The sequence below is a fragment of the Variovorax sp. GW821-FHT09B05 genome, from assembly GCF_059418265.1.
Genome location: NZ_JBWKPN010000010.1, coordinates 272,665 through 289,878 on the forward strand (window position 1 = coordinate 272,665; position 17,214 = coordinate 289,878).

The following is a 17,214-nucleotide window of genomic DNA, read 5'->3' on the forward strand; positions in this document are numbered from 1 at the left end:
TCATTCGTTGTTAACAAAATTCTCCCCAGGAACAATCGTGCGCCATGCACCTCCGTCGGCACTGACACCTGCTGACTATCTCCGAAAAATTCTCAACGCCCGCGTGTACGACGTGGCGGTCGAATCGGCCCTCGAAAAAGCGCGCGCGCTCAGCGAGCGTCTGGGCAACACCGTGCTGCTCAAGCGCGAAGATCAGCAGCCCGTCTTCAGCTTCAAATTGCGCGGGGCGTACAACAAGATGGCGCACCTGAGCGCCGAGCAACTCGCGAACGGCGTGATCTGCGCATCGGCCGGCAACCATGCGCAAGGCGTGGCGCTCGGCGCGCGCAAGCTCGGCGCGCGTGCGGTGGTGGTGATGCCGGTGACCACGCCCAAGCTCAAGATCGATGCGGTGCGCGGCTTCGGCGGCGAGGTCGTGCTGCATGGCGACAGCTATTCCGATGCCTACACGCGTGCGCTCGAACTGCAGGCCGAACAGAAGCTGACCTTCGTCCATCCCTTCGACGATCCCGAGGTGATCGCGGGCCAGGGCACGATCGCGATGGAGATCCTGCGGCAGCACCAGGGCCGGCTCGATGCGGTCTTCGTCGCGATCGGCGGCGGCGGCCTGATCTCGGGCGTGGCCAACTACATCAAGGCCGTGCGTCCCGAGATCAAGGTGATCGGCGTGCAGATGAACGACTCCGACGCGATGATGCGATCGGTCGCGGCGCGCGAGCGCGTGACGCTCACCGACGTGGGCCTGTTCGCCGACGGCACCGCGGTCAAGCTGGTGGGCGAGGAAACCTTCCGCGTCGCGAGCGACCTCGTCGACGACTACGTCCTGGTCGACACCGATGCGGTCTGCGCCGCGATCAAGGACGTGTTCGTCGACACGCGCAGCATCGTCGAGCCCTCGGGCGCGCTGGCGGTGGCGGCGATCAAGCAGTACGTCGCGCAGCATGGCCGCCACGGCGAGACCTACGCCGCGATCCTCAGCGGCGCGAACATGAACTTCGACCGCCTGCGCTTCGTGGCCGAACGCGCGGAAGTCGGCGAGGAGCGCGAAGCGCTGTTCGCGGTCACGATCCCCGAGGAGCGCGGCAGTTTCCGGCGCCTGTGCGAGCTGGTCGGCCAGATGCCGATCGGCGACGCCGACACGAACGCGGCCGCACCGGGCGGCGGATTGCGCAACGTGACCGAGTTCAACTACCGCATCAGCGACGCGGCCCAGGCCCATGTCTTCGTCGGCCTCACGACCTCGACGCGCGGCGAGTCGGCGGTCATCGCCAAGGCCTTCGGCGAGCACGGCTTCGACGCGCTCGACCTCACGCACGACGAGCTCGCCAAGGAGCATCTGCGCCACTTGGTGGGCGGGCGCACCGGCCTCGCGCACGACGAGCGACTGCTGCGCTTCATCTTCCCCGAGCGCCCCGGCGCGCTGCTCAAGTTCCTGAGCCTGATGCGGCCGAACTGGAACATCAGCCTGTTCCACTACCGCAACCAGGGTGCGGATTACGGCCGCATCCTGGTCGGTCTGCAGGTGCCCGCCGGCGACGGCGAGGCCTTCGATGCCTTCCTCGAGACGCTGGGCTATCCCTACGTGGAAGAAACCGCGAACCCCGCGTACCGCCTGTTCCTCCAGGCCTGATCCGAAGGCCCGAAGGCGCCACGGCGGCGCCTCCCAAAAAAAAGAAAACCGGCGCGATGCCGGTTTTTTTCTTCCTGCCGAACGCGCGACGGCGCGAAGGCTACTGCGCGGTCGCCCCGCCCTGCCCGGGCTGCGGCATCGGCGCGCCCCCATCCGGCTGCAGCACGCTGGCGGCGGGCGCCATCGCAGGCATGGTCGCGGGCAGGCCCCCCACATTCGCCGGCGCCTGCATCACGGGCGCCGTACCGATCGGCGGCGGCACGCTCACGTTGATCGGCGCCTTCACCGGCAGTTGCAAGGTGAAGGCGGCCGGCGCGTCCATCCGCGTGCCCAGCGTCGCCGAGCGCAGCCCGACCGACTGCAGCACATAGCCTTCGCCGACGCGCCCCCCCACGCGGAAGGGCCGGGGCGGCTTGCCGTCGACGGCGATCAGCGCCGCGCCCTGGCTCGAGGGGTCGGCCACCACGCCCGCGAGCGCGAAGCGGCTGGCCGCCTCAGGTGCCACCGGCGCATTGCTCGAGGCCGGCAGCACGCCGAAGATCCGCGCCACCGCGTCGGTGTCGGCGGCCGCGGCGGGCCGTCCGGCGGCAGCCGCGGCCGCCACGGTCTGCACCGGCGAAGCCAGCCGCAGCCCCCAGAACACGGCCGCGCCGGCCGCGAGCGCCCACAGGCCTGTGGTTGCGAGGGGCGCATGCCAGCGCGCGGCGGTATAGGGACTTGTCATGGCCGCGGATTATCATGCAGCGCGCTTTCCGAACCATGTCACCGAAATCCATGACCAAACTCCTTCGCGCCGCCACCCGTTCCGCCCAGCGCGGCTTCACGCTGATCGAGCTGATGGTGGTGCTCGTCATCATCGGCGTGCTGGCCGCGCTGATCGTGCCGAACGTGATCGAGCGGGCCGATGACGCCCGTGTGACAGCCGCCAAGACCGACATCAACAACCTGATGCAGGCCCTCAAGCTCTACCGCCTCGACAACCAGCGCTACCCCACGGGCGAGCAAGGCCTGCAGGCGCTGCTGGTGCGCCCGACCACCGGCCCGGCGGCGCCGAACTGGAAGCCCTACGTCGAGAAGCTCCCGAACGACCCCTGGGGTCATCCCTACCAGTACATGAACCCGGGCATCAAGGGCGAAATCGACGTGCTCTCGCTCGGCGCCGATGGACAGGCCGGCGGCGAGGGCAAGAATGCCGACATCGGCAGCTGGCAATAGACGCCGCGCCGGTCGCCGGGCCGCGGGCTTCACGCTGATCGAGCTGATCGTGGTGATCGCGATCATCGCGATCGCCACGGCCGGCGTGAGCTTCGCGATGCGCGACAGCGGCCAGGCCCGGCTCGACCGCGAAGCCGACCGCCTCGCCGCGCTGCTCGAATCGGCCCGTGCCCAGTCGCGCGCCAGCGGCATCGCGGTGCGCTGGCGGCTGGTCGAGGGCGGCAGCTTCGTGTTCGACGGCCTGCCGCCCGGCACCTTGCCCAATGGCTGGGCCTCGCAGGGCATGACGGCGCAGGCCTTCTTCGCCAACGGCATTCCGGTCGCCACGCTGCTGCTCGGCCCCGATCCGATCATCGCGCCCCAGCAGGTGCTGCTGTCCTCCGACGGCCCGCCCGCGCGCACCCTGCGCATCGCGACCGACGGTCTGCGTCCCTTCTCGGTCAGCAATCCATGAGGCAGCGCGCCCCCCGCGCCGCGGCCGCCGCGCGGCGCCGTCGCGGCTTCACGCTGATCGAGGTGCTGATCGCACTCGGCATCGTCGCGCTCGCGCTGGCCGCGGGCTCTGAAGCGACGATGGCGCTCACGCGCAACGCGCAGCGCCAGTCCGACCTGCTGCTGGCCGACCTGTGCGCCGAGAACGAACTGGCCAAGGCCCGGCTCGCGCGCCAGATGCCGGGCGTGGGCATCTCGGGCTCCATCTGTGCCCAGGCCGGCACGAGCTTCAACGTGACGACCACCGTCTCCGCCACGCTGAACCCCAACTTCAACCGCATCGACGTGCAGGTGCGCGACACGGTCGATGCGCCGATCCTGCGCCTGTCGACGGTGGTGGGGCGCTACTGATGGACCACACGCCCTCCCGCGCCCGGCCCACGCGCGGCTTCACGCTGATCGAGCTGCTGGTCGCGCTCGCGGTGATGGCGCTGCTCGCGCTGGTCAGCTGGCGCGGGCTCGACGGCATGTCGCGCGCCACCACGCAGAACCAGCTGCGCGCCGACGCGGTGCTCACGCTGCAGACCACGCTGGCGCAATGGAGCGCCGACCTCGACGCGGTGGTCGCGCTCGCGCAGACCCGCCCGATCGACTGGGACGGCCGCGTGCTGCGCCTCACGCGCAGTGGCGGCGACGCCGCCAACCCCAGCGTGCTGGTGGTGGCCTGGACGCTGCGCGCCGGCCCCGACGGCGTGCGCTGGCGCCGCTGGCAATCGCCGCCCTTCAGCACCCGCGGCGCCTGGCAGCAGGCCTGGACCCAGGCGGCCTCGTGGGCGCAGGAGAACGGCGGTGCGCAGGGCAGCTACGGCGGCCCCAACGGCTTCAGCGACACGGTGCTGATCCCGGTGCAGAACTGGCAGCTCTACTACTTCCGCAACGACGTCTGGGTGCCCGCGGGTGAGTTGCAGGCCGCGCCGGCCAATCCGCAGGCCCCGATCGGCTCGATCGTCAGCATGCCCGACGGCGTGCGGCTGGTGCTCACCCTGCCGCCGGGCGACGGCCTCTCGGGCACGCTCACGCGCGACTGGGTGCGGCCCACCGTGGGATCGCAACGCTCATGACGCCACGCCACCACCACCGCCATCGGCAGGCCGGCGCCGCGCTGCTGGCCGCCATGCTCACCGTGACGCTGGTCGCCACCTTCGCCGCCGCCGCGCTGTGGCAGCAGTGGCGCGCGTCCGAGGTCGAATCGGCCGAGCGCGCGCGCGTGCAGGCGGCCTGGGTGCTGGTCGGCGCGCTCGACTGGTCGCGCCTGATCCTGCGCGAGGACGGCCGCGCCGGCGGCTCCGACAACCTGGCCGAGCCCTGGGCCGTGCCGCTCGAGGAAGCGCGGCTCACCAGCTTCCTGGCGGCCGACAAGAACGTCTCGAGCGACCAGCTCGAGGGCCTGCCCGATGCCTTCCTCTCGGGCCGCATCGTCGATGCGCAGTCCAAGCTCAACGTGCTGACGCTGGTGAATGCGAACAAGCCGGTGCCGGCGGCGGTCGCCGCCTTCACCAAGCTGTTCGGGCTGCTGAACCTGCCGGGCGCGGAGCTCAATGCGATGACCGCCTCGCTGGCGCGCACGCTGGGCACCACCACCGATGCCTCTGCCGGCGCGCCGGCCGACGACGGCGCCAGCGCGCCGCTGATGCCGCAGGAGGTGTCGCAGCTCGTGTGGCTCGGCCTCTCGCCCTCGACCGCGGCGGCGCTCGAGCCCTACGTCACGGTGCTGCCGATCCGCACGCCGATCAACGTCAACACCGCCAGTGCCGAAGTCCTCGCCGCCAGCCTGCCCCGGCTCACCATCGCCGACGCACGCCAGCTCGTGGAGCGGCGCACGCGCTCGTATTTCAAGGACATCGCGGCCGCCAATGCCGGCCTGCCCGACGGCATCCTGTTCAACGCCGAGCAGCACAGCGTCGGCACGCAATTCTTCGAGGTCTACGGCCGCCTGCGCATCGACCGCACCTGGGTCGACGAGCGCTCGCTGCTGCAGCGCGACGGCGTCACCGTCAAGACCATCTGGCGCACGCGTGGCACCGGCGCCACCTACACCTCGGTCAAACCCTGAGGCCCGTTACATTTTTCCGAGCATAAAAGCCTTCCAACGCCCGTCATATCTGTCAGGTACGCTATGAAAAACGTAGTGCGCCTTTGTAAGACGCCCACCTACAATCACCGGCTTTTCCCCACACCCCCATGACCCCGCTGCTGCTCATCGCTCCCCTGCCTCCGGCCGACGCCGCGGGCGAGTACGACTGGGCCCAGGCCGGCGACGACGGCATCGTGCTGCGCGACCATGGCCGCGCACTGCTCGCGCTGCTGCCCTCGGGCAGCGAGGTCACGCTCGGCGTGCCGTCGACCGCGCTCTCGTGGCACCGCGTCACGCTGCCCAAGGGCAGCATGGGCAGCGCCTCCAAGCTGCGCGCCGTGCTCGACGGCCTGCTCGAGGAACACCTGCTCGACGACCCCGAGGCGCTGCACTTCGCGCTCGAACCCGAGGCGCGCGCCGGCGATCCGGTGTGGGTCGCGGCCTGCAACCGCATCTGGCTGCGCTCGGTGGTGCAGGCGCTCGAGGCCAGCGGCCGGCGCGTCACCCGCATCGTTCCCGAGTTCGCGCCCCAGCCGGCCGACGGCCCGCCGCAGTTGCTGATCACCGGCGAGCCCGAAGCCCCGCAGCTCACGGTCTGCGACGCCGACGGCGTGGTCTCGCTGCCGCTCGCGGGCGCCGGCCTCGCGCTCTCGGCCGGCCTGCCGGCCGACACCGCCGTGATCTCGGCCGAACCGGCCGTGGCCGCGGCGGCCGAGCGGCTGCTCGAGCAGCGCGTGCCGATCGTGCAGGCGCCGCAGCGCTGGCTGCAGGCCGCGCGCTCGCGCTGGGAGCTCGCGCAGTTCGACCTCGCGGTCACGGGCCGCGCGCGCGCCGGCAAGAAATTCGCCTCCGTGGTTCAGACCCTGCGCTACGCGCCCGAATGGCGCGCCGCGCGCTGGGGCGCGGTGGTGCTGGTGCTCACGCAGCTGATCGGCCTCAACGCCTGGGCCTGGAAGGAGCGCAGCGCGCTCGAGGCCAAGCGCGAGGCCGTCAAGGGCGTGCTCACGCAGACCTTCCCCACCGTCAAGCTGGTGGTCGACGCGCCGCTGCAGATGCAGCGCGAAGTCGCCGCGCTGCAGCTCGCCGTGGGCGACGTGGCCAGCGGCGACTTTGAACCCATGCTCGGCGCGCTCGCCGGCAACCTGCCGCCGGGCCGCGTGCCGAGCGCCATCGACTACGTGGCCGGCCAGTTGCGGCTGCGCGGCCTCGGGCTGCAGCCCTCCGAGGTCTCGCAGCTCACGTCCGCGATGGCGCCGCGCGGCTACGGCGTGCGCACCGAAGGCGATCTGCTGCTGGTACAGGCCGAGGCCACCCGATGAAATTCACCGAAGAACTCAAGGCCCGCTGGGCCGTCCTCGCGATGCGCGAGCGCCGCATGGTGATCGCCGCCGTCTCGCTGGTGGCGCTGGCCCTGCTGTGGTGGATCGCGCTCGCGCCCGCGCTGCGCACCCTCTGGGCCGCGCCGGCCGAGCACGCGAAGCTCGATGCGCAGCTGCAGCAGATGGCCACCCTGCAGAACCGCGCCAAGGCGCTGCAGTCGCAACCGCGGCTGGCGCGCGACGACGCGCTGCGCGCGCTCGAGACCTCGGTGCGCCAGGGCATCGGCGCCAGCGGCCAGCTGATGACCGGTGGCGGCGGCTCCGGCGACGTCGCCACCGTCACGCTGCGCCCCACCGCCGCCGATGCGCTCGCGCAATGGCTCGCGCAGGCGCGCGGCAACGCCCACGCGGTGCCGCGCGAAGCGCACCTCACACGCGCGGTCGCCGCCACCCCGCCGCCGACCCTGGGCACCGGCGCGGCGCAGGCCGCCGCGCGCGACAAGGCCCCCGAGGCGCCGCAGATCCGCTGGGAGGGCACCCTCGTCATGACGCTGCCGGCCGCACGATGAGCCGCCCCCTCCACCGGTGCACCCGGCCATGGTGACGCGCGCCCCGCTGTCTTCCCCCAAGCCGCGCCGCGGCTGGCGCTGGGCGGTGCTCGGCATCGTCGTCGGCGCGCTGGTCGCGCTGGTGCTGTTCGCGCCCGCGCGCTGGCTCGCGGCCGGCCTCTCGAGCTGGAGCGACGGCCGCCTGCTGCTGGTCAATCCGCGCGGCACGGTCTGGAACGGCGCCGCGGCCGTGGTGTTCGCGAGCGGCGCGGGCGGCGGCGAAGCCGTCTCTCTGCCCGGCACGCTCAACTGGCGCCTGCGGCCGAGCTGGGGCGGCGTGTCGGCCTCGCTCGACCTGCCCTGCTGCGCCGCCCAGCCGCTCGAGCTGCGCGCCGGCCCGCGCGCCGGCGGCGTGCAGATCGACTGGGGCGACGGCCGCTCGCGCTGGCCCGCCACCATGCTCAGCGGCCTCGGCGCGCCCTGGAACACGCTCAAGCTCGAAGGCACGCTCGACCTCTCGACGCGCGCCTTCTCGCTGCGCACCGACGGCCCGGTGCTGCGCATCGCGGGCCAGGCCACGCTCGACGCCACCGACGTTTCCTCCAGCCTCTCGACCCTGCGGCCGATGGGCAGCTACCGCCTCGCGCTCGAGGGCGGCAACCGCCCCTCGCTGCTGCTGAGCACGCGCCAGGGCAGCCTCGAGCTCAACGGCAGCGGCAGCTGGAACGGCACCGCATTCCGCTTCAACGGCGAGGCCAGTGCCGCGCCGGGCAGCGAAGACGCTCTCTCCAACTTGTTGAACATCATCGGGCGGCGCGACAACGCGCGCTCGATCATCACCCTGGGTTGACCTGACCATGACGACGCCCCTGTCCTCCTTCCCCCGCGCTTCCCGTGGCCTGGTCGCGCATGCGGTCCGGCTGCTGATCGCCGCCACCTTTCTGCAGGCCGCGCCGCTCGCGCTCGTGCCCGCCTTCGCGCAGGGCGAAGCGCCGCGCCGCGGCGAGCCGATCACGCTGAACTTCGCCAACGCCGACATCGAGGCCGTGGCGCGCACCATGGCGGTGGTCACGGGACGCGACGTGGTGGTCGATCCGCGCGTGAAGGGCACGATGAACCTCGTGACCGACCGCGCGATCCCGCCCTCGGCCGCCTTCAACCAGTTCGCCTCCGCGCTGCGGCTGCAGGGCTTCGCGGTGGTCGAGGCCGACGGCCTCTACAAGATCGTGCCCGAGGCCGACGCCAAGCTGCAGACCAGCACCGTCACCACCACCACGGGCGGCACCGCCTCGGTCGCGGGCAACCAGATCATCACGCAGATCTTCCGCCTCAACTACGAGTCGCCGAACAACCTGCTGCCGGTGCTGCGCCCGCTGATCCCGCCGAACAACACCATCAACGTGAACCCGGGCAACAACTCGCTCGTGATCACCGACTACGCCGAGAACATGCGCCGCCTTTCGCGCATCATCGCGGCGCTCGACGTGCCCAACGCCTCCGACATCGACGTGATCCCGCTCAAGCATTCGATCGCCACCGACATGGTGCCGCTGATCCAGCGCCTGGTCGACGGCGGCGGCGCCACCGGCCAGCCCGGCGCGGCCGCGGCCGGCGGCGGCACCGATGCCTCGTTCCGCACCACGCTGATGGCCGATCCGCGCAGCAACGCGCTGATCCTGCGCGCGGCCAACCCGGCGCGCGCGGCGCTGGTGCGCACGCTGGTCGACAAGCTCGACCGCCCCGCCATCGACAGCAGCAATGGCGCGGCCGGCAACATCTACGTGGTCTACCTGAAGAACGCCGACGCGGTGCGGCTCGCGGCCACGCTGCGCGCGGCCATGGCGGCGGCGCAGACCAACAACCAGGGCCAGCCCGGCGCGGCCGGTGGTGCCGCCGGCGCGGCCGCGGCGCAGTCGCAACCCAACCTGTCGGCGGCGATGCCGGTCAACTTCGGCAACAGCAACTCGCAGGGCGGCAGTTCCCCGCAGGCGAGCGCGCCGCTGAACAACGCCAACCAGCCCTCCACCGGCGGCCAGATCCAGGCCGACCCGTCGACCAACTCGCTGATCATCACCGCGCCCGAACCGCAGTACCGCCAGATGCGCGCCGTGATCGACAAGCTCGACGGCCGCCGTGCCCAGGTCATGATCGAGGCGCTGGTGGTCGAAGTGAACGCGACCAAGGCCGCGCAGTTCGGCGTGCAATGGCAGAGCGCGCTCGGCAACAACGCGGTGCTCGGCACCAACTCGAGCCTGACCGGCACCAACCTGCTGGCGCTCACGACGGCGATCGCCACGCGCAACCCGCAGGGCATCTCGCTGCCGCAGGGCTTCAACATCGGCATCGGCGGCAAGATCGGCGGCCACTACGTGCTGGGCGCCATCGCCAACTTCTTCGCCAGCGACAACGACACCAACGTGCTGTCCACGCCGAACCTGCTGACGCTGGACAACGAGGAAGCCAAGATCGTGATCGGCCAGAACGTGCCTTTCCCGACCGGTTCCTACTCGAACCCCACCACCGGCGGCCTCAACCCCTTCACCACCGTCGAACGCAAGGACGTCGGCCTCACGCTGCGCGTGCGCCCGACCATCAACGAGAACGGCACGGTGAAGATGACGATCTTCCAGGAGATCTCGACCGTGCTGCCCGGCAGCCAGACCGACCCGAACGGCCCCACCACCAACAAGCGCTCGCTCGAATCGAGCGTGCTGGTGGAAGACGGCGGCCTCGTCATGCTGGGCGGCCTGCTGTCCGACAACTACGGCAACAAGATCGAGAAGGTGCCGCTGGCCGGCGACATCCCGGTCGTGGGCAACCTGTTCAAGAACGAGACCCGCTCGCGCGAGAAGAACAACCTGATGATGTTCCTGCGCCCGGTCGTGATGCGCGACGCCGCCTCCACCGAGGCCTTCGCCTTCGATCGCTACGACCAGATCCGCGCGCTGCAGGTCCAGGCCCAGCCCGACACCGGCAACCCGATGCTCAACAAGGTCGATGCCGCGCCGATCCTGCCCGACACGCCGCTGACGCGCGCGCCACGCGCGCCCTCGGGCAGCCTGCGCGAGGAAGGCACGCAGCTGATCCCGCCGCCGATCCCCGCGCCCGACAACCGCAAGCTGCCGGCCAGCCCGTTGCGCGGCGCCCTGCCCCCCACCGCCGACCCGGCCACGCAGCGCGAAATGCCCTGAGGCCCGAAGGCCGCACGCCCGCCCCGTTCGAAACCCGCACCGACCACGCCCCGCCGACCCGCCCCATGCGCTATCCCCTGCCCTACGCCTTCGCCCGCAGCCAGCAACTGCTGCTCGAGGAGGCCGACGACGGCCGCTACACGCTGTGGATGTCGAGCCACCCCGCGCGCAGCGCCGTCGGCGAGGTCGCGCGCAAGTACGGCGTGCAGGCCTTCGAGGTGCTGGCCGACGGCCCGCTCGCGCAGCGCATCAGCGCCGCCTACGCACAGGGCGAATCGAGCGCCGCCGCGGTGGTCAGCGAGGTGCAGAGCGATGCCGACCTCTCGCGCATGATGCAGGAGCTGCCGGCGGTCGAGGACCTCTTGGAGAGCGCGGGCGACGCGCCCATCATCCGGATGCTCAACGCGCTGCTCACGCAGGCCGCGCGCGACGGCGCCAGCGACATCCACATCGAGCCCTACGAGCGCACGTCGTCGGTGCGCTTTCGCATCGACGGCACGCTGCGCGAGGTGGTGCAGCCCAACCGCGCGCTGCATGCCGCGCTGATCTCGCGCCTGAAGATCATGGCCGACCTCGACATCTCCGAGAAGCGGCTGCCGCAGGACGGACGCATCTCGCTGCGCATCGGCACGCGCGCGGTCGACGTGCGGGTGTCGACCTTGCCGAGCGCGCACGGCGAACGCGCCGTGCTGCGGCTGCTCGACAAGAGCGAGTCGAAGCTCACGCTCGAATCGGTGGGCATGCTGGGCGACACGCTGGAGCGCTTCGAGAAGCTGATCACGCAGCCGCACGGCATCATCCTCGTGACCGGTCCCACCGGCTCGGGCAAGACCACCACGCTGTATGCCGCGCTGGCCCGGCTCGATGCGAGCCGCAGCAACATCATGACGGTGGAAGACCCGATCGAGTACGAGCTGCCGGGCGTGGGCCAGACCCAGATCAACGCCAAGATCGAGCTCACTTTCGCCAAGGCCCTGCGCGCCATCCTGCGGCAGGACCCGGACGTGATCATGATCGGCGAAATCCGCGACTTCGAGACCGCGCAGATCGCGATCCAGGCCTCGCTCACCGGCCACCTGGTGCTGGCCACGCTGCACACCAACGACTCGGTCAGCGCGGTCACGCGTCTCACCGACATGGGCGTCGAGCCCTTCCTGCTGAGCTCCTCGCTGCTGGGTGTGCTCGCGCAGCGGCTGGTGCGCAAGGTCTGCACCAGCTGCGGCGGCGCCGGCTGCGAGGCCTGCGGCCAGACTGGCTACCAGGGCCGCACCGGCATCTTCGAACTGCTGGTGGCCGACGAGACCATCCAGGGCCTGATCCACAGCAAGGCGGCCGAGAGCGAGCTGCTCAAGGCCGGCGCGCGCGGCGGCCTGCGCCTGATGCGCGAGGACGGCGAGCGGCTGGTGCAGGCCGGCATCACCTCGCGCGCCGAGCTGCTGCGCGTCACGCGCGACTAGCGCAGCACCGGTTCCGCCATGCCCGCCTATTCCTTCGAAGCCATCGATGCCGCCGGCCAGTCGCGCGAAGGCGTGCTGGAGGCCGACACCGCGCGCAGCGCGCGCAGCATGCTGCGCGCCCAGGCGCTGATCCCGCTGTCGGTCAAGCCGGTCGGCAGCGACCACGTCAACGGCACCGGCCAGCGCAGCGGCCTGTCGCGCTGGCTCGGCGGCGGCAAGCGGGTCTTCAATTCCACCGGCCTCGCGGTCTGGACACGCCAGCTCGCGGGCCTAGTGTCCTCGGGCCTGCCGCTCGAGCGCGCGCTCACGGCGCTCACCGACGAAGCCGAATCGGAACAGCAACGCAACCTCGTGGCCTCGCTGCGCGCCGAGGTCAACGCCGGCTCGCCGTTCGCGCGCGCGCTGTCGGCGCACTCGCGCGAGTTCTCGCCGATCTACACCGCCGTGATCGGCGCCGGCGAGCAGAGCGGCAACCTCGGCCTGGTGCTCGACCGCCTGGCCGACGACCTCGAGGAACGCCAGGCGCTGCAGCAGAAGCTGGTCGGCGCGGCGCTCTATCCGGCCATCGTCACGCTGGTGGCGATCGTGATCGTGATCTTCCTTGTGAGCTACGTGGTGCCGCAGGTGGCCCAGGTGTTCGCGGGCACCAAGCGCTCGCTGCCCTTCCTCACCACCGTGATGCTGGGCCTCAGCGCCGCCGTGCGCAACTACGGCTGGTGGATGCTCGGCATCGTGCTGCTGTCCGCCGTCGGCGCGCGGCTGGCGCTGGCGCAGGAGGCCTTCCGCCTCAAGTTCGATGCCGCCTGGCTCAAGCTGCCGCTGGTGGGCAAGCTCGCGCGCGGCTACAACGCGGCGCGCTTCGCGAGCACGCTCGCCATGCTGGCCACCGCCGGCGTGCCGATCCTGCGCGCGCTGCAGGCGGCCGCCGAGACCCTGAGCAACCGCGCCATGCGCGCCGACGCGCTCGATGCGCTGGTGCTGGTGCGCGAGGGCGCGCCGCTGGCCTCGGCGCTGGCGCAGAAGAAGCGCTTCCCGGGGCTGGTGTCGATGTTCGCGCGGCTCGGCGAACAGACCGGCACGCTGCCGCTGATGCTGCAGCGCGCCTCCAACCAGCTCGGCGCCGAAGTGCAGCGCCGCGCCATGCACCTGGCCACCATCCTCGAGCCGCTGCTGATCGTGGCGATGGGTGGCGTGGTGATGCTGATCGTGCTGGCCGTGATGCTGCCGATCATCCAGCTCAACCAGTTCGTGAAGTAGCGCCCGCGGTTCGGCCGCGGGCAAGGAACACGCCGATGGCCAATCGAAGCTACCTCTATGCCAGCGCCGCCCTGCCGGACGCGGGCGCCCGCCCGTCCGCGCTGCGCGGCCTCTCCGAATACGCCTACGACGTGCCGCTGGTGTTCCGCCTGCTGGTGTCGTGCGAGACCCGGCCCTGCCGTTCGGCGATCTGGGACGGGGCCGAGCCGCTCGCGCTGGCCGGGCGTTGCGGACCGGGCATCGCGCGCGTCGCTGCCTTCCTCGCGCGCATCGACCACCCCGCGATCTCGCCGATGCGCGAGGACGCGCTGCGCTTCCTGGCCGAACACACGCGGCCCGACGAATGGTTCGTGCTCGAGCCGGCCGAGGTGCTGAGCATGGGCGACGCGCCCGTGGCCGGCGAGGTCGAGAAGCTGCGCCAGGGCCTGGCCGACCTCGATGCCGAGATCGAGCGAACACTCGCCGCGCTCGCGCCGCGCCCGAAAAGTTTCTGGCAGCGCCTGCTGCCGCCCGCGCAGCAGGTGGTCGAGGCACCGATCCGCGAGCTCGGCCTGGGCCACTGGTCGGATACGCTCTACTTCTCGTTCGACGCGGCCGACGATGGCCGCGCCGACTCCTGACCGCACAACCGCACGCCATGCCCGTCACCCTCGAAGACAAGCTCGTGGTCGCGATCTCCTCGCGCGCCCTGTTCAACCTCGAAGAAGAGAACAAGATCTTCGAGTCGGGCGACGACACGGGCTACATGAAGCTGCAGCTCGACCGGCTCGACGTGCCGGCCGCTCCCGGCATCGCCTATTCGCTGATCCGCAAGCTGCTGCGCTTCAACGACGACGGCGTGCAGCGCGTCGAGGTCGTGATCCTCTCGCGCAACGACCCGGTCTCGGGCATGCGCATCTTCCGCTCCAGCGCCGCGGCCGACATCAAGCTGCAGCGCGGCGTGTTCACCCAGGGCCGCCCGCCCTTCGGCTATTTGCGCGCGCTGCGCGCGCACCTGTTCCTCTCGGTCAACGCACAGGACGTGCGCGAGGCGCTGGGCGCGGGCTTCCCGGCCGCGCGCGTGCTGGTCGAATCGGTGAAGGCCGGCGATGCCTGGCCCAACGAGGTGCGCATCGCCTTCGACGGCGACGCCGTGCTGTTCAGCGACGAGGCCGAGCGCGTGTTCCAGGCCGAGGGCCTCGATGCCTTCCAGGCGCACGAGGCGAGCAAGGTCGACCTGCCGCTGCCCGGCGGCCCGTTCAAGCCGCTGCTGGCCGCGCTGCACCGGCTGCAGATGGCGGGCAATGCGCAGATGCGCATCCGCACCGCGCTGGTCACGGCGCGCAGCGCGCCCGCGCACGAGCGCGCCATCCGCACGCTGATGAACTGGAACATCCGCGTCGACGAGGCCATGTTCCTCGGCGGCCTGCCCAAGGGCGAGTTCCTGCGCGAGTTCGAGCCCGACTTCTTCTTCGACGACCAGACCGGCCATGTCGATGCGGCGGCACGGCATGTGCCGGCGGGGCATGTGTCGAGCGGGATCAGCAACGAGCCGGCGCAAGAAGCGGTGAAGGCGGTGCCGAAGACCGCGAAGGCGCCAGCGAAGCAACGCGCAGCGAAGCCCGCGAAGCCGCGCTCGCCGAAGCCGCGCTCGCGATAGGCACGAGCGCCGCCTCGACACGCGGCGCCGGGCCGAGCACATCGGCCACCTCCGACTTCATTCTTTCGCAGTAACGGGCGGCGCGCTGTCACGCGCATGCCTTCGCTTTGTCATGCGCAGTTCACTGCTGCGTCACGGGTTCTCCCTAATCTTCGCGGCGTCCGCACACGTGCCCTCCGGGCACTTTTTTTTGCCTCGGGCCGACTGTCACCGGCCCCTTGCTCCCTCTCCATTCCAGGGTTCCACGATGCGTCCGAAACTTCATCCGCTTTCCGTTTCCCGATCCCGTGCCACGGCCCGCTGGCTGCTGCCGCTGGCAGCGGCCACGGCACTCGCCGCATGCGGCGGCGGTGGCGGTGGAGGCGTGGTGTTCCCGCCGGTCGCTCCGCCGGCCGGCGACGGCGGCGGCGCCAACCCGCCCACCACCAACCAGGGCAAGAGCGGTCCCAAGGCCCTGGTGGTGCAGGTCGACGGCCTCACCCACGCCGCGCTGCGCGATGCGATGGCGCAGAACAAGGTGCCCGCGCTGCAGGGCCTGAAGCTCGCGCCGGCCTGGACCGGCGGTGCCAATGGCGCGCTCACCGAGCAGCGCACCACCGCGAGCCCCGGCTGGGCCACGCTCGTGACCGGCACCTGGGCGCAGCGCCACTCGGTGCAGTGGGACACGGTCGACCAGCGCATCGACGCCAAGCTCGCGCCCTCGGTGTTCGCGCTCGCGAAGCAGAAGAAGGACGCCGGCTACCTCACCGCCTCGGTGACGGCCGGCGCCAACTACCGCTCGCTGCTCGCGAACGAGAGCGGCACGCTCGATGCCACCGTCGACTGCGCGGGGGCCGACGCCTGCGTGACCGAACGCACCGCGCAGCTCATCGACCAGGGCTACGACCTGCTGGTGGCGCAGTACGGCGCGCCCGCCGCCGCGGCGCCCTCAGGCCTGCGCGGCGAGGCCTACCAGCGCGCCGTGTCCGACACCGCCGCCGCGGTCGGCCAGCTGCTCGCGCGCATCGCGCGGCGCAGCGCCAACGATGCGAAGGAGGACTGGCTCGTGGTGCTCACCACCCCGAACGGCCTCGATGCCTTCGGCAACGCGACCGGCACGCAGAGCGCGCAGACCAAGACGATCTTCGTCACGAGCAACAAGACGCTGGCCGCGCTGCCCGCCACCGGCGAGGCCGCGCCCACCGACGTCGCCACGCTGACGAAGCTGGCCGCCGCGACCGACATCGCGCCGACCGTGCTGCGCCACCTCGGCGCGCTGCCCGCGGCCGAGGCCTACCGCTTCAACGGCCAGCCGCTGCAGGCCGCCACCGCATTGCGCGGCCTGCTGGCGAAGACCGGCGCTGACAAGACCAGCGTCGATCTCTCGTGGACGCTCGCGGGCAACGCGAACGTGCCGGTGAAGGTGCTGCGCGACGGCAAGCTGGTCGCCACGCTCGCGGCCGGCGCCACCGCCTACAACGACCCCGTGGAAGCAGCCAGCGACGGCATCCTGGCCTTCGACTACACCGTGGTCGCGGGCGATGCGAGCCTCGCGCTGCCGGCGCGCGTCACCTACGTGAAGCCCGCCACGCTCGCGCCCACGCTGCGCAACGGCCTGGTCAACTACTACCCGCTCGACGCGCTGCCGCCCGCCGACCGCAAGAGCGCCTCCACGCTCGCGCCCTGGGCCGCCGGCGCCGATGGCGGCAGCCTGACGGACGACGGCTTCAAGGCCCCGTACAAGGCCAAGGCCCTGCGCGTGGACAGCAACGTGAAGACCGCCGACGGCACCGCCGGCTACCGCCTGCTGCAGACCACCGACGTGGCGACCGCGCCCTCGGTCACGGCCTACACCATCGGCTTCTGGCTGCGCACCGACGCGACCTGCAGCGTGGGCGCGGGCGACGGCGCCTCGGTGATCGCCAACAAGAACTACGACAGCGGCAGCAATGCCGGCCTCGCGATCGGCCTGTTCGATGGCTGCGAGCTGCGCTTCAACGTCGGCAAGGGCGGCGACCGCGCCGACAGCAACGGCTACCGCCTGAGCGCCGGCCAGTGGGCCTACGTGGCGGTCGTGATCGACAAGGCCAACCTCAAGATGACCGGCTTCCTGTTCGACGCCGCGCGCGCGCTGCAGACCGGCAGCGCCGACATGACCGCCGACATCGTGGCCCAGCTCGGCGGTCTGAAGAACGGCCTGAGCCTCAACGAGGACGGCACCGGCCAGTACTACAAGCGCTGGACCAGCTCGCCGCGCGGCCCGCTCGACTTCAACGAGTTCGCGATCTGGAACCGCGCGCTCACAGCCGACGAGCTCACGAGCATCTTCAAGTCGGGCCAGCCGCTGTCCACGCTCGAGCCCTGAGCCCCATCGCACCCCTTCCCCCACACACAACGACCCGAGAGAGAGGAT

At 71.3% G+C, this 17,214-nt stretch carries 16 protein-coding genes; 15 read left to right on the top strand and 1 reads right to left on the bottom strand.

The window, feature by feature from the left end; genetic code table 11:
• The first annotated feature begins 37 nt into the window (after positions 1-37).
• Positions 38-1,630 carry a threonine ammonia-lyase, biosynthetic gene (ilvA, locus tag AC07RM_RS25645; RefSeq protein WP_495336355.1) on the top strand — a complete coding sequence of 531 codons (1,593 nt, stop codon included), beginning with the start codon at positions 38-40 and terminating at the stop codon, positions 1,628-1,630.
• 100 nt (positions 1,631-1,730) lie between these two features.
• Here the strand turns inward: ilvA and AC07RM_RS25650 are convergent, their stop codons facing one another.
• On the bottom strand, positions 1,731-2,354 hold the full coding sequence (locus AC07RM_RS25650; protein ID WP_495336356.1) for a type II secretion system protein N: 624 nt from the start codon (positions 2,352-2,354) through the stop codon (positions 1,731-1,733).
• 50 nt (positions 2,355-2,404) lie between these two features.
• Between AC07RM_RS25650 and gspG the strand changes: the two genes are divergently transcribed.
• The 14 genes from gspG (at position 2,405) to AC07RM_RS25720 (ending at position 17,166) form a co-directional block, all read left to right on the top strand.
• Entirely contained in the window at positions 2,405-2,845 is a 441-nt protein-coding gene (gspG, locus tag AC07RM_RS25655; protein ID WP_093355462.1) for a type II secretion system major pseudopilin GspG, read from the top strand.
• The gene (locus tag AC07RM_RS25660) at positions 2,820-3,299 is read left to right on the top strand and encodes a prepilin-type N-terminal cleavage/methylation domain-containing protein (RefSeq protein WP_495336357.1); all 480 of its coding nucleotides are present in this window, start codon (positions 2,820-2,822) and stop codon (positions 3,297-3,299) included. Before gspG ends, AC07RM_RS25660 begins: the two co-directional genes overlap by 26 nt.
• Entirely contained in the window at positions 3,296-3,688 is a 393-nt protein-coding gene (gene gspI, locus AC07RM_RS25665) for a type II secretion system minor pseudopilin GspI (RefSeq protein WP_495321684.1), read from the top strand. The genes AC07RM_RS25660 and gspI overlap by 4 nt, the downstream gene beginning before the upstream one ends.
• Positions 3,688-4,398 carry a PulJ/GspJ family protein gene (locus AC07RM_RS25670; protein WP_495336358.1) on the top strand — a complete coding sequence of 237 codons (711 nt, stop codon included), beginning with the start codon at positions 3,688-3,690 and terminating at the stop codon, positions 4,396-4,398. The genes gspI and AC07RM_RS25670 overlap by 1 nt, the downstream gene beginning before the upstream one ends.
• On the top strand, positions 4,395-5,390 hold the full coding sequence (gspK, locus tag AC07RM_RS25675; RefSeq protein ID WP_495336359.1) for a type II secretion system minor pseudopilin GspK: 996 nt from the start codon (positions 4,395-4,397) through the stop codon (positions 5,388-5,390). The genes AC07RM_RS25670 and gspK overlap by 4 nt, the downstream gene beginning before the upstream one ends.
• Before the next feature lie 128 nt (positions 5,391-5,518).
• A complete protein-coding gene (gene gspL, locus AC07RM_RS25680) occupies positions 5,519-6,730 on the top strand; it encodes a type II secretion system protein GspL (RefSeq protein WP_296780684.1) in 1,212 nt (403 codons plus the stop codon).
• Positions 6,727-7,299, top strand: coding sequence for a type II secretion system protein M (locus tag AC07RM_RS25685; protein WP_495336360.1), 573 nt, complete (start codon positions 6,727-6,729; stop codon positions 7,297-7,299). Before gspL ends, AC07RM_RS25685 begins: the two co-directional genes overlap by 4 nt.
• A gap of 28 nt (positions 7,300-7,327) precedes the next feature.
• On the top strand, positions 7,328-8,128 hold the full coding sequence (gene gspN, locus AC07RM_RS25690; RefSeq protein ID WP_398498723.1) for a type II secretion system protein N: 801 nt from the start codon (positions 7,328-7,330) through the stop codon (positions 8,126-8,128).
• 7 nt (positions 8,129-8,135) lie between these two features.
• Positions 8,136-10,469 carry a type II secretion system secretin GspD gene (gene gspD / locus AC07RM_RS25695; RefSeq protein ID WP_296780675.1) on the top strand — a complete coding sequence of 778 codons (2,334 nt, stop codon included), beginning with the start codon at positions 8,136-8,138 and terminating at the stop codon, positions 10,467-10,469.
• Positions 10,470-10,534: 65 nt separating this feature from the next.
• The gene (locus AC07RM_RS25700) at positions 10,535-11,926 is read left to right on the top strand and encodes a GspE/PulE family protein (RefSeq protein WP_495336361.1); all 1,392 of its coding nucleotides are present in this window, start codon (positions 10,535-10,537) and stop codon (positions 11,924-11,926) included.
• Between the two features lie 18 nt (positions 11,927-11,944).
• On the top strand, positions 11,945-13,183 hold the full coding sequence (gspF, locus tag AC07RM_RS25705; protein WP_093355440.1) for a type II secretion system inner membrane protein GspF: 1,239 nt from the start codon (positions 11,945-11,947) through the stop codon (positions 13,181-13,183).
• A gap of 35 nt (positions 13,184-13,218) precedes the next feature.
• A complete protein-coding gene (locus AC07RM_RS25710) occupies positions 13,219-13,803 on the top strand; it encodes a DUF7822 domain-containing protein (protein WP_495336362.1) in 585 nt (194 codons plus the stop codon).
• Between the two features lie 17 nt (positions 13,804-13,820).
• Entirely contained in the window at positions 13,821-14,822 is a 1,002-nt protein-coding gene (locus AC07RM_RS25715) for a 5'-nucleotidase (RefSeq protein ID WP_495336363.1), read from the top strand.
• 247 nt (positions 14,823-15,069) lie between these two features.
• The gene (locus AC07RM_RS25720; protein WP_495336364.1) at positions 15,070-17,166 is read left to right on the top strand and encodes a LamG-like jellyroll fold domain-containing protein; all 2,097 of its coding nucleotides are present in this window, start codon (positions 15,070-15,072) and stop codon (positions 17,164-17,166) included.
• The last annotated feature ends 48 nt before the right edge of the window (positions 17,167-17,214 follow it).

Bases quoted from the DNA above. Each gene is read 5' to 3' on its own strand.
- AC07RM_RS25650 (WP_495336356.1), bottom strand. From the start codon at position 2,354: ATGACAAGTCCCTATACCGCCGCGCGCTGGCATGCGCCCCTCGCAACC.
- gspG (WP_093355462.1), top strand. From the start codon at position 2,405: ATGACCAAACTCCTTCGCGCCGCCACCCGTTCCGCCCAGCGCGGCTTC.
- AC07RM_RS25660 (WP_495336357.1), top strand. From the start codon at position 2,820: ATGCCGACATCGGCAGCTGGCAATAGACGCCGCGCCGGTCGCCGGGCC.
- gspI (WP_495321684.1), top strand. From the start codon at position 3,296: ATGAGGCAGCGCGCCCCCCGCGCCGCGGCCGCCGCGCGGCGCCGTCGC.
- AC07RM_RS25670 (WP_495336358.1), top strand. From the start codon at position 3,688: ATGGACCACACGCCCTCCCGCGCCCGGCCCACGCGCGGCTTCACGCTG.
- gspK (WP_495336359.1), top strand. From the start codon at position 4,395: ATGACGCCACGCCACCACCACCGCCATCGGCAGGCCGGCGCCGCGCTG.
- gspL (WP_296780684.1), top strand. From the start codon at position 5,519: ATGACCCCGCTGCTGCTCATCGCTCCCCTGCCTCCGGCCGACGCCGCG.
- AC07RM_RS25685 (WP_495336360.1), top strand. From the start codon at position 6,727: ATGAAATTCACCGAAGAACTCAAGGCCCGCTGGGCCGTCCTCGCGATG.
- gspN (WP_398498723.1), top strand. From the start codon at position 7,328: ATGGTGACGCGCGCCCCGCTGTCTTCCCCCAAGCCGCGCCGCGGCTGG.
- gspD (WP_296780675.1), top strand. From the start codon at position 8,136: ATGACGACGCCCCTGTCCTCCTTCCCCCGCGCTTCCCGTGGCCTGGTC.
- AC07RM_RS25700 (WP_495336361.1), top strand. From the start codon at position 10,535: ATGCGCTATCCCCTGCCCTACGCCTTCGCCCGCAGCCAGCAACTGCTG.
- gspF (WP_093355440.1), top strand. From the start codon at position 11,945: ATGCCCGCCTATTCCTTCGAAGCCATCGATGCCGCCGGCCAGTCGCGC.
- AC07RM_RS25710 (WP_495336362.1), top strand. From the start codon at position 13,219: ATGGCCAATCGAAGCTACCTCTATGCCAGCGCCGCCCTGCCGGACGCG.
- AC07RM_RS25715 (WP_495336363.1), top strand. From the start codon at position 13,821: ATGCCCGTCACCCTCGAAGACAAGCTCGTGGTCGCGATCTCCTCGCGC.
- AC07RM_RS25720 (WP_495336364.1), top strand. From the start codon at position 15,070: ATGCGTCCGAAACTTCATCCGCTTTCCGTTTCCCGATCCCGTGCCACG.